We start from the raw sequence: 15,400 nt of genomic DNA, 5'->3' as shown, positions 1-15,400 counted from the left end.
GGTAGGAGATGGGGAGGTTAATAACCAATTACCAATTACCAATTACCAATTATGAATTATGTTTTTATATCTTTCTAAACTACTGCCACTGTTTTTTTATCCTTTAGGATTAGCTAGTATAAGCTTGATAGTGGCTTTAGTGACTTTGTGGAAACGTCCACGTATTGCAGCGATCGCTATTAGTCTATCTTTAATTTTATTACTCGTGTCCAGTAATGCCTGGGTGGCTAAGTCTTTGGTGCGATCGCTAGAATGGCAAAATATCCCCCTTGCTCAAATACCTCAAGCTGAGGCTATTGTAGTCTTAGGTGGTGCGACTAAATCAGGTGTGTGGCCTCGTCCGACTGTTGATTTAAGTGAATCAGGCGATCGCGTAATTTATGCCGCTCAACTCTATCGGCAAAAAAAAGCGCCTACAATCATCTTAAGTGGCGGTCGCATTGATTGGCGCGGTAGTGGTTCCCCAGAGTCAACAGATATGGCAAGTATCCTCACATCTATTGGCATACCAGCCGAAGTAATAATTGAAGAACCCGATTCTTTAAATACTTATGAAAATGCTGTAAATGTCCGTAAAATTCTGGAAACTCGTGGTATTAAACAAGTACTATTAATAACTTCTGCAATGCATATGCCGCGATCGCTCAAAATTTTTCAGCATCAAGGCATTGATGTCATTCCCGCACCAACCGACTTTCTAGTTAGCAAAGGCGAATTTCAAGAACTCACCAACACTCCCAAAGCTACCATACTGAATTTATTACCTGATACCAATAATTTGCACCAATTTACCAACGCCTTAAAAGAATATATTGGTACTTTTGTATATCGTTTACGCGGCTGGATATAAATGCTTATTACCAATTACCAAGTAAGAATTCAGGAGTCAGGAGTCAGGAGTCAGGAGTCAGGAGTCAGGAGGAATATTTTTCTCTTCTGTTTCCTGTTCCCTGCTATATCAAATATTCTGTATCCTGAATCCTTACATTACCAATTACCAATTACCAATTACCAATGAGTAAAGAATTACCATATATTGTCCCATCACCTCAATCAGAAGTTGATGAAACCTTTAGCAGCTACCAAACAACCCACCAGTTTTATCATGAAGTTCAAACACGTTCTGAATTTGAGCTTCATTGCCAATGGTATTACAAAATTGCATCTCAAAATCGCAGAGACTTAGAAAAAATGCGCGGCGAACTGAATATTATGCAGTGGTTTTGTCGCCGCTAAAATAATAAATGAGGATATATTTAAATGATTTCTAATTCATCCTCGCGTAAATGAACTTTAAACTTTTTACTAACCTGAACTAAAAGCGGAAAGTTAGCACTAACAGGCCTACCTTGCCATTGGGTGACAATAGCAGTAATTTCGCCTTCTGTACCTTTGAGATCAAAAGCCTGACTGCGATGCTCAGGGTGATGATAAACTATAACCGACTCTTTAACGCGGACGCGATCGCCAACTTTCATAACATTATTTATACCTAGCTTTTGCTCTTCCACAACTATCTCCACAGCCATGACTCATTGTATCTATTGAAGGTAGACGATTACCGTTACCAAGAGTCAGATGGCCATCTTCAGCGCCAAGCAGACTCAATGACTAAAATTGCCTCGCCTGGTTGATTTTACCATATCTCGGCAATGGCAAAATATTTAGCTTATTTGCGTTCTGGGCAGATTGTTTGGATATTTTGGGGAAGTTGCCGACAAATCTGCCCAAAAGATTGGGGATACAGTTGTAACCACGCAAATAAACCCAGACTTGTACCCCCTACCAGCAAAGCCAACAATCCTCCCAACATCACCAAACGCTTACCCAGATTTGTTTGTTTGACTGGAGTGGGTGTTGATTCTTCACTCAGATCCAAATTCAACAAAGCTTGTGAACTGTCTGCCAATTCTACTTCTGGAACTTCTATTTCTGAAGTTTCTACTTTTGGTGCTGTTATTTCTAATTCTTCTACTTCAATAGGTTCTAAAACCATTGGTGCAGGTTTTATAGGCACTAAATATGCTTGGGAGATCCGACAAAGAGTCAAAACAACTGATGTATTATCTTGAGTATTTTTCTCATTTGCCAGCTTCACCCATTTCTGAGCAGCATCTTCTACAGATAGCTTACCTGTTAATATGGGAATAGCGTAATCACGCCAAGATTTTTCCACCCAATTATGATCACTTAAACCATCGGAACAAAGTAACAAAATTCCATCTTCTTCTAAAATAAATCGCTGGATAGAAAAGTGCAGAGATTCGGCTTCTTTGGTTCCTAATGCTTGAGTAAGGGCATTAGCATTGGGTGTTTGCATTGCTTGACGATATAAACTCTGTCCCATCTGGACTTCCCGCGTTGCCAAATCATCATCTATTGTTAGTAATTGGCAATAATGGGGAGTTATCCAATAAGCACGACTATCACCAACATTAGCTAAATAAAGTTCATGGGTATTGTCTGATTCCCACCCAGCATTTGTTACAATTCTTTGCGGTAATTGTATCGCCATGACTAAAGTCGTCGCCATGCGTTCTCTACCTTGGCGGTTTTGTTCGTCATTGCGTGACCAAATCATATTATTCACTACTCGCAAGCTGGCTTCTAGTTGTTGCTGCAACAAATCAGGTGAAATTACTTCTGTTTGTTCAGCTATATCTTTTAACCAAGCACGGATTTGCAACTTCAGCGATTGCACTGCCAATTGACTAGCAACTTCGCCGCCTTCATGTCCGTCAATGCCATCACAAACAATTGATAATTTTGCCTGTAAATATTTATCTACATCACTAGAATTACTGGGATAGCAGGCATCCTCATTATGTTTCATAATAGGGCCTGTACTTGTCACTCCTGCGATCGTTTGCATTAATGGCAATTCTGCTGCTGATGCTAATAATAGTTGATTGAGTTGATTGCTAATTGTTGCGAAATCTACCTGACTTTGGCACATTTTTTGGATGATGTTACTTAACCCTGTAGCAATTTCTGCTTTTGCCACTAATACCCACGACAGCCAAGATTCACCCAAATCCTGTAAAGTTAGTTTATCTGATGTTGGGTGCAGTTCTAAAAGGCGCACACACCAACCTTGAACACGTAAGTTATCTGGTGATAGCAAGCTTGCGGCTACTCCCAATTCTGATAAAGGTGTCCACAGTTGGAGAATTTGCCATAGCCAGTACAGTTGTCTAACTGCTTTTGCTTCTTCCCAAACTTCGGTAATTATGGGGTAAAGATTTCCTATTTCATCTATAGGTGCATTTTCTAACAACAGAATATCATGGGTGTCTTCTGTTGAGGAACTAGTAAAGCCGTAGGGTTGGGGGATGTGTAAGCTTTCTGAATATAATTTTAGGTAGGGAATAACTTCTGATGGCAATTCTGAGGGTATTTCTGGTGGTAGTGCTGGTTGAGTATCTAGCCAAATCTGCTGTGTAATTACTTCATATCTATCTGCAATCTTGGTGTGAGAAGAGATTTTTGCTGCCATTGGGCTAGTTGCCCAAAGATAGCGATAAGTTAAAGGAGTTTGACAACTGGCACAAACTTTATCTCCTACTGAGTTAATCGGTTGATTACAGTTTGGATTTGGACAATGAATGATCTGTTGAGTAGAAAGCATAATGTATAAATTATAAAGAATAAATTTACGTTAAATTAATGTATCAATGCACGGAACGCTAGAATAGACTATATTTTATAACCTCGGTTATGGCTTGTTACTTAAATTTAATCAAAAATTGGTTGTTCGAGATAGCAAGTTTTAATTTCGGTAAATTGTCAGTGTCTGATTGTATCTACCTTTAGATATGGATTTGTTAAGTGAATGAGGTGTCTAGGATGACGCTATGTCAACTTTTACTTTAATTTGGCTACTGGCAGGATCGGTTCTGTGTTTAATGGAACTTTTTCTACCAACAGCTTTTGTGGAATTCATGATGGGAATTAGTGCCTTTGTCGTGGCGCTACTGTCTTACTTGGGTTTGGGGAATGTATGGCTGCAAGTTGTTATTTGGCTTTTGCTTTCTAGTCTGCTGGTTGTTTTTTCCCGTAGGTTTCTGCAACCACAGCGACTCAAGTCAAAAATTACTGATGCAGTGATAGGAGAAACTCTAACAGAAATTCCGGTGGGACAAACAGGTCGGGTACTATACGAGGGAAATTCTTGGCGAGCAAGATGTGATGATGACAAACTCAGCGTACCACCATATCAAAGAGTTTATGTTGTTAGACGAGAAGGAACAACGTTGATTGTGATGCCAGAAAATATTTTGCACTCGTAGTTCTGAATTTACTCACTATTTAGGAGAGTTATCAAAATGTATCAATTTTTATTGTTACTGGCTTTAACCTTTGGTGGCGGGACTGTGATATTCAAGTCGGTGAGAGTGATTAATCAGGGTGATGAAGTCTTGGTGCAAAGTTTGGGTCGTTATAAGGAGAAACTGGGACCCGGCTTAAAATTTATTAATCCTTTTTTAGATAGCATTGTTTACAAACAAACTATTAGAGAGAAGGTTTTAGATATTCCGCCACAGCAATGTATTACTCGTGACAATGTTTCTATCAGTGTTGATGCGGTAGTTTACTGGAGAATTGTTGATTTGGAGAAAGCTTACTATAAGGTAGAGAATCTCCAGGCGGCAATGGTGAACTTGGTGCTGACGCAAATTCGCTCGGAAATGGGACAATTGGAGTTAGATCAAACTTTTACTGCCCGCACCCAAATTAATGAACTGCTGTTAAGGGAATTAGATATTTCTACTGATCCTTGGGGCGTGAAAGTTACGCGGGTGGAATTGAGAGATATTGTTCCGTCTAAGGCAGTGCAAGAATCAATGGAGATGCAAATGACGGCGGAAAGGCGTAAAAGAGCCTTAATTCTCACTTCTGAAGGAGATAGAGAATCTGCTGTGAATAGTGCGAGAGGTAAGGCTGATGCCCAGCTTTTAGATGCAGAAGCCCGTCAAAAATCGGTGGTTTTGCAAGCGGAAGCAGAACAGAAGGCAATTGTGTTAAAAGCCCAAGCCGAACGCCAGCAACAGGTTCTTAGGGCGCAAGCGATCGCAGAATCAGCAGAAATCATTTCCCAGAAAATCAAAAACAATCCAGATGCATACAAAGCGGTGGAAGTGATGTTTGCTTTAGGTTATCTGGATATGGGCGCAACAATTGGTAAAAGCGATAGTAGTAAGGTGATGTTTATTGATCCGCGCACTATTCCCGCTGCTTTTGAGGGTATGCGCTCTATTGTCTCCGATGTACCCACTGATTCTAATCCCCTATTTGGTAGAGAAATTCCCAGAGATAATAACCGCGCTAGTTAAAAGAGGGAACGGGGGAGATGAGGGAGATCAGGAGGTTAATAACCCAATTACGAATTACGAATTACGAATTACGAATTACGAATTACGAATTACGAATTATCAATTTCTTGATTTATCTGACATTGGTCACACAAGCCAAAAAATTCTAGGGTGTGGTAAAAAACTTTAAATTTATGGCTGGACTGTAATTCGATTTCTAGTTCATGAACGGGACATTGATGAATTGGTATGGAGATGCCGCATTGTAGGCAAGTTAGGTGATGTTTATCTTGCTGGGTTAGGCTGTAGAGGGCTTCACCGTTAGCTAAAGTCCGTACTTGTACTTTACCTTCAAGTTTGAGGGCTTCCAGAGAACGGTATACCGTTGCTAAACCCATGTTTTGACTACGGTTACGTAGTTCTATGTACATATCTTGTGCGGAAATACCTTGTTTAATGTTTTTTAACAGGGTTAAAATCCGGTCTTGACTGCGGGTGCGTATGGCTCTCATACCAATTTTACTTTAGATTTTAGATTGGGAATATATTGGTATCATAGATAGCTATTAAAAACTAGCATCTGTGATGATAGCTTTTTATTGACTAACTGTATAGATTAACTCTAGCGGCTGTGTGATTATATTTTCACCCAGTGGGGGCAAAAAGTTATAGTATAGCGATCGCAGCATTCAGCAAAAAGCCTAATGCAAAGGAAGTATCTAGCTAAAGTTTTCGTAACGCTTCGTCCTTCGGTCTTAGACCCCGCTGGTGTGGCTGTACAATCTGGCCTGAAGCAAATGGGATTCGACAACGTTGAACAGGTGCGTATTGGCAAGTACATGGAAGTCACTATTATCTCACCTGATGATACGAAAGCGCGTCAAGACATGAATCAAATATGTGACCAAATGTTAGCAAATCCAGTGATAGAAAATTATCGCTTTGATTTGATTGAAGTTGAATCACAAACTGGTGTTTTTTAGGTAATGGGTAATGGGTAATGGGTATGTAAAAACTTCTTTACTGTCACCTGTTCCCTATTCCCTAACTAATGACCAATGACCAATGACTAATGACTAATGACTAATGACTAATGACTAATGACTAAATTATGAAATTCGGTGTTTTAGTTTTTCCAGGGTCTAATTGCGATCGCGACGTTGCTTATGTCACTAGAGACTTGCTAGGACAGCCAACGCGCATGATTTGGCATCAAGATACTGATATTAGTGATATAGATGTGGTGATTATCCCTGGTGGCTTTAGCTATGGGGATTATTTGCGTTGTGGTGCGATCGCACGTTTTTCTCCTGTGATGCAACAAGTGATTGCACACGCGCAAAAGGGTAAGTTTGTCTTGGGTATCTGCAATGGTTTTCAGGTATTAACTGAAGCTGGTTTATTACCTGGAGCATTAGCTAGAAATCAAGATTTGCATTTTATATGCGATCGCTCTCCCCTCAAAGTTGAGCGTAATAATTTACCGTGGACTCAAGGTTATGCAGAGGGTGAAATTATCACTTTACCCATTGCTCACGGAGAAGGGCGATTTTATGCTGATAAAAAGACTTTAGCAGAAATCGAAGATAACGGGCAAGTTCTATTTCGTTACCAAGGGGAAAACCCTAATGGTTCATTAAACAGCATTGCTGGGATTTGTAATCTCCAAGGCAATGTTTTAGGAATGATGCCACATCCAGAACGAGCAGCAGATTCTGCGTTAGGTAATAGCGATGGTTTGCTGTTGTTTCAGGGTTTGTTGGAGAAAGTTGCAGCTTTGGTGTAATAGATTCCCGGCTTCTTTGATGGAGTCGGGATTATCAAAAATTACCGCCATAAGTAATATTAAATAAATGAATAACGATTTTACTATATTTATTCTATAATACTGCCTTAAAAAATATTGATATAATTAGCGTAGATAATTTATTTGATAATATTATGTCCATCAACATCATCAAAGAACATATCGACATAACCCCTGGTGTTTGTGGAGGAAAACCTCGTATCGCTGGACATCGTATCCGAGTTCAGGATATTGTGATTTGGCATGAACAAATGGGAATGTCTCCAGATGAAATTCTCTACCATCATCCTAGTATTACTTTATCTGATGTTTATGCTGCTTTAGCGTACTATCATGATCATCGTGAAGAAATTAGGCAACAAATATTAGAATCAGAGGCTTTTGTCCAAGAAATACAAGCACAAATTCCTAGTAAAATTGTCAAAGAGATTAGAAATAATGTTCCGAAAACCGGAGAAGAATTAGTTGATTTTTGGCAAAGAGAAGGTGTAATTAATTCTCGTCCTGATATTCAGGATAGTCAAGATTATGCTCGTCAAATTCGCAATGAAGCTGAACATCGTCAACAGTGACAAATGAGTCTTATGTATGTATTAGATACAGATATCTTAATTGATATTTTGAGAGGACATCAACCAGCTATCGCGTGGTTTACTACTTTAAAAGAAATTCCTAGTATTCCAGGTTTTGTGATGATGGAATTAATTCAAAATGCTCAAAATAAACAACAAGTTAATTATGTTTTTAAATTAGTTGACCCCTTACCAATTATCTGGCCAACCGAGAGTGATTGTATGCGAGCTTTATCAGATTTTACTAATTATCATTTATCTGACGGTTTAGGGTTATTAGATGCTTTAATTGCTGCTTGTGCAGTGGGTCAAGATGCCACACTTTGCACTTTTAATATTAAACATTATAGAGTTATTCCCAATCTGATAATTACACAACCTTATATTCGTTAATTCTGAATTTTATAATATTTCTGTTAAATCTAATATAAATCCTGGTAAAACATCTTCACCAGATAGACTAATAGGATTTTCTAAAATTTCTACATCTTGGTTAGGACGATAAATTTCTACTCGCTTGTTTTTCCTGTCTATTAACCAACCTAATCTCACACCATTATCAATATATTCTTGCATTCTCTTTTGCAGTGGTTTTAAATTATCACTGGGAGAACGCAATTCAATCACAAAATCAGGTGCAATAGGTGCAAATTTCTTTTGTTGTTCAGTGGTTAAACTATCCCAGCGTTCTTTTTTAATCCAAGCAACATTAGGAGAACATTCTGTCCCATTAGGAAGTTTAAAACCTGTTGAGGAATCGAAACCTTTACCTAATTTAGTTTGTTTATTCCAAATTCCTACTTCAACAGCGATATCAAAATTACGATTACCTGTATCGCTGCCGGTTGGTGACATAATTATTAATTCTCCTGTTGCTGTGCGTTCAAATCTCAAGTCGCGGTTATTCTGACAGAGTTCAAAATACTGGTCGTCTGTTAAGTTGATGTTTAGTGTGAGGGTGGGAGGTAAAATAGTTGTGATAGTAGACATAGGTTTACCTCAAAATACTATTTCTAGTTTAAATGAATCTACGTTGGAATGAGTGGGAAGCAACAGACCCAGAAATTCAGAAAGTGGCAGACAAATTTGTTTTTGCGAATTGCTACCCAGAAGGAAGGGGGAGTACCAGGTATCGAAAACTGTAGAAACCTTAAAAATTCGTGGAAAAGTAGGATATAAGAAATATTTATGATTAGGCTGAAAGCTTTATATGTTACAGTCTACAAGTCTCTGCGCGAGAGAAGAGAAGAGAAGAGACTTGCGGGTTTTGGTGATAAGGGTTGTGATAAGTTTTGGGTTCACTGCTGTATATGGTAGGTGTCCTATTGGGGCTTGTTTAATGGTAGGTGTCCACTTTAGGGCTTTGATACTATAATTTACGCTTGTCCACTCTAATGCGCTATACATTTTCTCCCAGTCTTTCCCTTGTGCTTCATAGATACGCTTTTGAACAGTAAAACCAAAGCGACCATCACTATATTGTACCCAAAGTTGGTCAATAATGCGGAGGTCAGAACAGGGAAATTGTTCAATATCTTTAACATCTAAGTAACCTTGACTTTCTCGTTTTGCCACCTTGAGCATGATTTTTGCTGTTTCTTCATCAGCTTCTTGCCAATTTCCAGCAGCTAAATAATCTAAAAGTTGTTTGTATTGTTGTGGCCATTGGTCTTTGAAGACTCTAATTCCTTCCCCATCATTTCTATTTTCTTGAGTCCAACAAGTAAGATGTTTATCATGTTTTGCTGAATACTGTTTTGCTTCTGCTTCTGTTGGTAATCTATAACGAATTAGGTTGTTGTCCAAATTAGAATTTAAACTCAACCAAGCACAAAATCTATTAGCAGCTTGAAAACTAATTCTAGTAACAGGTTGAGTTGGAGAAATATTTTTTCTATCATCTGGTAAAAAGCCTTTTTCAACAATAACATTTGGATCAAAGATATCTTTGATAAACTGCTGATACTCTGCCCAAGTAATATAACTCTGATCAATTTCTTGGGTTTCATTAATTCTTAATAAGCCATTTAACCTTCTAAATAATTTCACCTGTGCTGCTAGTTGGGCAATTTTCGGATCTTTAGATGACAAACCAGCTTCGAGAATATTTTCAAGTTGGTGCTGTGTTTGTGGTTCTACTTTTTTACTTTCTTTCAGACAATCATAAGCTAGAGTTAAGGAAGCAACAGTTTGATTTTGTAAAGCTGCTTGAATCAAATTTGTGGCATCACTTTGAGCAGCATAAAGGCGAATAGTTTCCGCCCACCAAGAATTACCAAAGTTATCAATTAATATTTGTTCCTGCTGTAATTCTTTCACCTCAGATGCAGCTAAATATTCCTGAAAACTCAAATGAGCAAATTCAAAAATACCTTGTTCTCTTTCCACTATCAAACCACTAACATCTTTAACTTGTTCCAAAAATTCTGTTGGCGTTAGTGTAATATTCACTATTGTTTGTAGTTCACTAGCAATTAAATTCTCAACTTCTGCTGGTTCAAAAGTGCGAGTTTCTCTTTGCATCAAATCCAGTGCTAAAACTTGTAATACTGATTTATTTTGTTCAGATGTCAGAGGTGCTTTAATTTTCTTAGCTGCTTGTCGCGTTCCCAAAAGCAAATCACAAATTTTCTGATATAGTTCAACCCTGCGTCCTGGTAATGCACTACCGCTATAATGAACAGTAGCAATCATTGTCACCAAAAGCGGGTTTGTGGCCATATCAGCAATAGCACGATTATTAATAATCCGCTCAATTAAATCTTCTGCATTTTTCTTGGCTTCTGCTTTTACAGCTTGATTCTGTTTACCAGCGCGACTTCTGATTTCAGTTTGCAGATACCAACTATTAATAAATAGTTTCATCTGTTCTAAAGTGAAGGGTAGCACTTTCAAAATAACTCCTACCTCATCCACAGGCGCACTACTATAACCATAAGGACGAGAAGTAATAATAAAAGCTGTTTGGCGATAAGTTACCATTTGCTGATTTACCCATTCACTTACCCGCAAACGTTCATTACTATCAGCAACTTCATCCAGTCCATCCAACATTACTAAACATTTGCCATTTTTTAAATGTTGATTAAACCAGTCTATTTGTGGATTGAGTTCAGCAAAAGCAGGTTGAGTTTTCAGGTGTTTAGTAATTAATTCTGGTAAATTCGGAGGTTGTGAACTGGTAATTTCTTCGCGGATATCACGCAGGTACAATAATACTGGTACTAATTTTGGTGCTTTATATTTGCCATGACCATTTTTGGCATAAGTCAAAGTTAAATGCTTTAACAGAGTTGTTTTACCATATCCAGGGGGAGCAATCACAGCCATGCAGCGATAACTATCTTCTTTAGAAATAGCGGCTAAAAAATTCCAAATTTCTTGATTTTCAAAATGATGAATGGTGTGTTGATTAGAAACCATTGCACCAGAAATATTTTCTAAATTACCTGTTTCAACTTTTAGCGGTACAAAGACATCTTCTAAATCCAACACAGGTAAACCAATTCTGAATCCCTCTGTTTTATAATCACAATAAATATCAACTAATAACCTTTCATATTTACTCTGAAATCCTGAAATACTTTTAATAACTTTACTCGGTAAATCGTCTACTTGTTTACCAACCCACTCTCCGGTTTGTTCACCTTTCTCCTCTGCCTTTTTTTCTAGGGTTTCCATAAATTTGCTGCTAAACTTCACCCATATAGATGAACCAGCAGTAAGAAAGGTGGAAATTATAGCTTGTGTCCATTGGTGACTAAGGAGAAAATGACCTGTTACACCGACTCCAGCGCCAGTAGGTAGCCATTTGACTAATGCCTGTGTAATATTTTGCATCTGCCAGACTCCAAGAAAAGTATTTATATAGATACGATTAAATACGTCTTTAATAAAAGAAGATACAATAATCTACTCATGAAAGTAGTAATTTTTCGGATTTATTTTCTTCCTTCTTCCTATCCCTACGGGACGCTACGCGAACGCGCTCTTTGCGTCTTCGCGGTTCATTTAATCCGTATTCTTTTAACGATACGGGTGTAACCAACAGTTTTTGGTATTACAAGCCAGAGATATATCAATCCAAAGGCAGAGGCAGAGAAACTGAGTTACGATCGCTCTCTAGGTTAAGATATAAGAAACGTCTTAATTTTTCATAAAGTTTAATAATCTATATATTGGTAAAATAAACGATGGCAGCAGACTATCCAAACATTGATATTGCGCCATTTATCGACCATTCCCTCCTGTTACCAACTACCACCCCAGAACAGGTTGAGCAATGGTGTGAAGAAGCATACAGGTTTAACTTTGCGACAGTTTGCATACAACCCTGTTATGTTAGGCAAGCAGTTGAACTCCTCCACAACAAAAACCCCAAAGTCTGTACAGTCATAGGCTTTCCCACAGGTTCCACAACTTCATCTGTCAAGTTCTATGAAGCCCAAGAAGCACTGGAAAATGGTGCATCTGAGTTAGATGTCATGATTAATTTAGGCTGGTTGAAAGCTGGAAAAACAGAAGAAGTTCACCGGGAAATTGCGACAATCTGTGAAGTCGCAGGGCAATGTGTCAAGGTAATTTTAGAAACTAGCCTACTCACAGACCCGGAGAAAAGAATAGCAGCAGAACTAGCTATGGATGCCGGTGCAGCTTTCTTAAAAACCAGTACAGGTTGGAATGGTGGTGCAACTGTAGCTGATGTGCAACTGTTGAAAGAAATAGCAAAAGACCGCGTGGGAATAAAAGCATCAGGAGGTATTCGCACCCACAACGATGCCCTAGACTTAATCATGGCAGGTGCTACGAGATTAGGCACATCTCGCGGTATGGATTTACTTCATCAGCGCAATCACGTAGAAAAGGAAAAAATTGAGTAGTCATTAGACTTATCTGAAAATTTATTTTGCTAATGACTAATTAATTAATAATGAGTAGAACCTATAAAGCAACTGGCATTAATCTCAAAACCCAAGCACTAGGAGAATCAGATAAGATAGTGACAATTTTAACCAAGGAATTCGGGTTAATTCGAGCGGTTGCTCCTGGTGCGCGTAAACATAACTCCAGCTTGGGTGGGAGAATTGAGATTTTTGTAGTTAATGAATTACTGATTTCCCAAGGAAAAAGTCTAGGAAATGCTACGCCAACACTCGATAAAATTACTCAAGCGCAAACTATAAAAACTTATCCAGGTCTAACTAAAGACTTGGGAAAATTAGCTGCTAGTCAATATTTAGCTGAAATTGTCCTCTGTCAAGCTTTAAGCGAACTACCCCAAACAGAACTGTATGAGTTACTAGATGTACATCTCCAACGCTTAGAAGCCTTACCCAAAAGTCAAGGATTCGCTGTTGTCGCACATTTAGCGCATGGTGTCTTTCAATTTTTAGCATTAGCAGGACTCACACCCCAAGTCCAAATCTGTGGCTTAACCCAGCTTCCTGTCACCCCAGACTGGACAAATCCCAACTGGCAGGTAGGATTTAGTGTGCCGACAGGAGGGATAATTAGCTTAGAGGCTTGGAAAAGCTTACGCTCAGAAAGGGAAAGAAGAAAAAGGGAAGATGGAGAAATAAAGCAAAAAAATTCTCCCAATCCCCAAACCTCAGGCTATGAAACGGTTGTCCATCAACAAGACATCCCCACAATTTCTAATCGTCTGAATGCGAAAGAATTGTTTATGCTTCAATATTTGTCGCAAACAGAGATAATGCAAATAGAGGCAGCCTCAGATTATGGCTGGTTATCTATTGAGCAGATTTTGCGACAGTACACTCAGTATCATTTGGGTCGTCCTATTCGCTCTGCTACCTTGATTGATTCTTATTTTGCCGCCAACCATGATGCAATCGTCTGATTTGGATAAAAAAATCCTGCCTCTGTCACCCAGTCAAGCTAAAAATAATAGGGTATCAGAGAAGACAACACCCCATCAGCCCAGTGCTGTTTCCCAACCTGACCTTAATTCAATCAATAACCAAGAAATATCCCGAACAGATGTTTCTCAGGACAAAAATGGAAAAGTAGAAGTTTCATCTACTAATGTACCTACACCATTAGAACCACAATTTCAAACTAATGGCAAAGGTAATTCTACCCAAGAAATTCTAAAAGTAGTCACTCAACCAGAAACGACACAATTAAATGGATCTGGTTTAGGTGGGGGGAATACATCAAGTAATATTCAAAAACAAGGGTTTTTACCTGTATTAAAAAACCCGAATTTCCTCGCGCTTTGGGGTGGACAAGTTTTTTGTCAGCTGGCTGATAAAGTATATCTGGTGCTGATGATTGCTTTGATTAATACCCAGTTTCAAAAGGGTGATCAGAGTATCAGTGGTTGGGTATCGGCTTTAATGATGGTTTTTACCATTCCCGCAGTTCTGTTTGGTTCTGTGGCTGGTGTGTTTGTAGACCGCTGGTCAAAAAAAGTTGTCTTGGTAGCAACTAATGTTTGGCGAGGTATTCTGGTGTTGGCAATTCCCTTGCTGTTGTGGTTAACCCATGATTGGCAACCTGTGGGAGTTCTGCCTGTGGGGTTTTTGATTATATTGGGTGTGACTTTTTTAGTTTCTACGTTGACACAGTTTTTTGCACCAGCAGAACAAGCGGCAATTCCTTTGGTGGTGGAAGAACAGTATTTACTTTCGGCTAATTCGCTTTATACAACGACGATGATGGCATCGCTAATTGTCGGGTTTGCTGTGGGGGAACCGCTGTTGGCCTTAGCTGATGGACTGTGGCTAAAACTGGTAGGTAGTGGTGGAATGGGTAAAGAAATTTTAGTGGGTGGCAGTTATGCGATCGCAGGATTAATCTTACTCCTACTCAACACTAAAGAAATACCCCACCCCCCAGAAACTGAATTTCCTCACGTTTTCTCTGACTTGCGAGACGGTTTCCTTTACCTCAAAGAAAATCATCGCATCCGTAATGCTCTTGTACAACTCGTTATTCTCTTTTCAGTCTTTGCTGCTTTAACAGTTATCGCTGTTCGCATGGCAGAAATTATCCCCAACATGAAAGCCTCCCAATTCGGCTTTTTACTCGCATCAGGGGGCGTTGGTATCGCTGCTGGGGCGACAATTATCGGTCAATTTGGTCAACGCTTTTCCTATCGGCAACTTAGCTTTTGCGGTTGTCTAGGTATGGCAGCATCTTTAATCGGTCTGGGAGTATTCACAACCCAGCTATGGATAGTGTTGTTGTTATTGTCTCTTGTTGGTCTGTTTGGGGCTTTGGTAGGTATCCCTATGCAAACTGCTATTCAAACAGAAACCCCCCCAGAAATGCGTGGCAAAGTGTTTGGTCTACAAAATAATGTCATTAACATTGCCCTTTCTCTACCCTTAGCATTAGCAGGTGTAGCTGAAACCTTTTTTGGCTTACAGGCAGTCTTTTTAGGATTAGCTGTCATTGTCTTTTCAGGAGGTATATTAACTTGGTATAACTCCCGTGATTAGTTATCAGGCTAAAAATCATCTATAACTTAGTGAAACATTTGGTTTTCGTGCTAAACTTAATCCAGCGAAAATTCATGTAATATTTGCTGGGAATCACCCAAGATTATCCTGTTTAAGTTGTTAATCAATTTAGCTAATTCACAATTTGTCAGCAACATTGAATAAAACCATAAAATCATTTGTTTGTTGGCTTAAATATAAGCTTTTAAACGATGGTATGAATGCTATTCATCATGATATAGC

The 15,400-nt window shown here is 38.9% G+C and carries 16 protein-coding genes; 11 read left to right on the top strand and 5 right to left on the bottom strand.

Translation table 11 applies throughout. The annotated features are described in order from the left end of the window. Positions 1–58: 58 nt before the first annotated feature. Positions 59–850 carry a YdcF family protein gene (locus VB713_RS15360; RefSeq protein ID WP_323312377.1) on the top strand — a complete coding sequence of 264 codons (792 nt, stop codon included), beginning with the start codon at positions 59–61 and terminating at the stop codon, positions 848–850. Between the two features lie 164 nt (positions 851–1,014). Next, positions 1,015–1,236 (top strand): hypothetical protein, encoded by a 222-nt coding sequence (locus VB713_RS15355; protein ID WP_323312376.1) that lies wholly within the window; start codon positions 1,015–1,017, stop codon positions 1,234–1,236. A gap of 20 nt (positions 1,237–1,256) precedes the next feature. On the opposite strand, the gene VB713_RS15350 is transcribed toward VB713_RS15355, so the two are convergent. Continuing rightward, entirely contained in the window at positions 1,257–1,529 is a 273-nt protein-coding gene (locus VB713_RS15350; RefSeq protein WP_323312375.1) for a ferredoxin-thioredoxin reductase variable chain, read from the bottom strand. Between the two features lie 140 nt (positions 1,530–1,669). Continuing rightward, entirely contained in the window at positions 1,670–3,628 is a 1,959-nt protein-coding gene (locus VB713_RS15345; protein WP_323312374.1) for a PP2C family serine/threonine-protein phosphatase, read from the bottom strand. Between the two features lie 226 nt (positions 3,629–3,854). Here VB713_RS15345 and VB713_RS15340 point away from each other — a divergent pair, with 226 nt between their 5' ends. Next, positions 3,855–4,289, top strand: a complete 435-nt coding sequence (locus VB713_RS15340) for an NfeD family protein (protein WP_323312373.1) — start codon at positions 3,855–3,857, stop codon at positions 4,287–4,289. Positions 4,290–4,325: 36 nt separating this feature from the next. Beyond that, positions 4,326–5,333 carry an SPFH domain-containing protein gene (locus VB713_RS15335; protein ID WP_323312372.1) on the top strand — a complete coding sequence of 336 codons (1,008 nt, stop codon included), beginning with the start codon at positions 4,326–4,328 and terminating at the stop codon, positions 5,331–5,333. Positions 5,334–5,422: 89 nt separating this feature from the next. On the opposite strand, the gene VB713_RS15330 is transcribed toward VB713_RS15335, so the two are convergent. After that, complete coding sequence (locus VB713_RS15330) at positions 5,423–5,824, bottom strand: Fur family transcriptional regulator (protein ID WP_323312371.1); 402 nt, start codon at positions 5,822–5,824, stop codon at positions 5,423–5,425. Between the two features lie 192 nt (positions 5,825–6,016). Here VB713_RS15330 and purS point away from each other — a divergent pair, with 192 nt between their 5' ends. The 4 genes from purS (at position 6,017) to VB713_RS15310 (ending at position 8,084) form a co-directional block, all read left to right on the top strand. Next, the gene (gene purS / locus VB713_RS15325) at positions 6,017–6,295 is read left to right on the top strand and encodes a phosphoribosylformylglycinamidine synthase subunit PurS (RefSeq protein WP_323312370.1); all 279 of its coding nucleotides are present in this window, start codon (positions 6,017–6,019) and stop codon (positions 6,293–6,295) included. A 128-nt stretch (positions 6,296–6,423) separates the two neighbouring features. Further along, positions 6,424–7,098, top strand: coding sequence for a phosphoribosylformylglycinamidine synthase subunit PurQ (gene purQ, locus VB713_RS15320; RefSeq protein WP_323312369.1), 675 nt, complete (start codon positions 6,424–6,426; stop codon positions 7,096–7,098). A gap of 155 nt (positions 7,099–7,253) precedes the next feature. Then, positions 7,254–7,691, top strand: coding sequence for a DUF433 domain-containing protein (locus VB713_RS15315; RefSeq protein ID WP_323312368.1), 438 nt, complete (start codon positions 7,254–7,256; stop codon positions 7,689–7,691). Between the two features lie 12 nt (positions 7,692–7,703). Then, entirely contained in the window at positions 7,704–8,084 is a 381-nt protein-coding gene (locus VB713_RS15310) for a PIN domain-containing protein (protein WP_323312367.1), read from the top strand. A gap of 9 nt (positions 8,085–8,093) precedes the next feature. On the opposite strand, the gene VB713_RS15305 is transcribed toward VB713_RS15310, so the two are convergent. Together VB713_RS15305 and VB713_RS15300 are read right to left on the bottom strand one after the other, a co-directional pair. Continuing rightward, positions 8,094–8,681 (bottom strand): Uma2 family endonuclease, encoded by a 588-nt coding sequence (locus VB713_RS15305; protein ID WP_323312366.1) that lies wholly within the window; start codon positions 8,679–8,681, stop codon positions 8,094–8,096. 216 nt (positions 8,682–8,897) lie between these two features. Next, entirely contained in the window at positions 8,898–11,531 is a 2,634-nt protein-coding gene (locus tag VB713_RS15300) for a GUN4 domain-containing protein (RefSeq protein WP_323312365.1), read from the bottom strand. A 353-nt stretch (positions 11,532–11,884) separates the two neighbouring features. Between VB713_RS15300 and deoC the strand changes: the two genes are divergently transcribed. Genes deoC through VB713_RS15285 form a run of 3 tightly spaced genes read left to right on the top strand, consistent with a single transcriptional unit; the run spans position 11,885 to position 15,157 of the window. Beyond that, positions 11,885–12,571 (top strand): deoxyribose-phosphate aldolase, encoded by a 687-nt coding sequence (deoC, locus tag VB713_RS15295; RefSeq protein ID WP_323312364.1) that lies wholly within the window; start codon positions 11,885–11,887, stop codon positions 12,569–12,571. A gap of 50 nt (positions 12,572–12,621) precedes the next feature. Next, on the top strand, positions 12,622–13,551 hold the full coding sequence (gene recO / locus VB713_RS15290; protein WP_323312363.1) for a DNA repair protein RecO: 930 nt from the start codon (positions 12,622–12,624) through the stop codon (positions 13,549–13,551). Then, positions 13,538–15,157, top strand: coding sequence for an MFS transporter (locus VB713_RS15285; protein ID WP_323312426.1), 1,620 nt, complete (start codon positions 13,538–13,540; stop codon positions 15,155–15,157). The genes recO and VB713_RS15285 overlap by 14 nt, the downstream gene beginning before the upstream one ends. Positions 15,158–15,400 lie beyond the last annotated feature (243 nt).

The sequence above is a fragment of the Anabaena cylindrica UHCC 0172 genome, from assembly GCF_034931625.1.
GTDB lineage: Bacteria > Cyanobacteriota > Cyanobacteriia > Cyanobacteriales > Nostocaceae > Anabaena > Anabaena cylindrica_A.
Note: the sequence above shows the minus strand (reverse complement) of the source record. Positions and strands in the feature narration are given on the sequence as shown.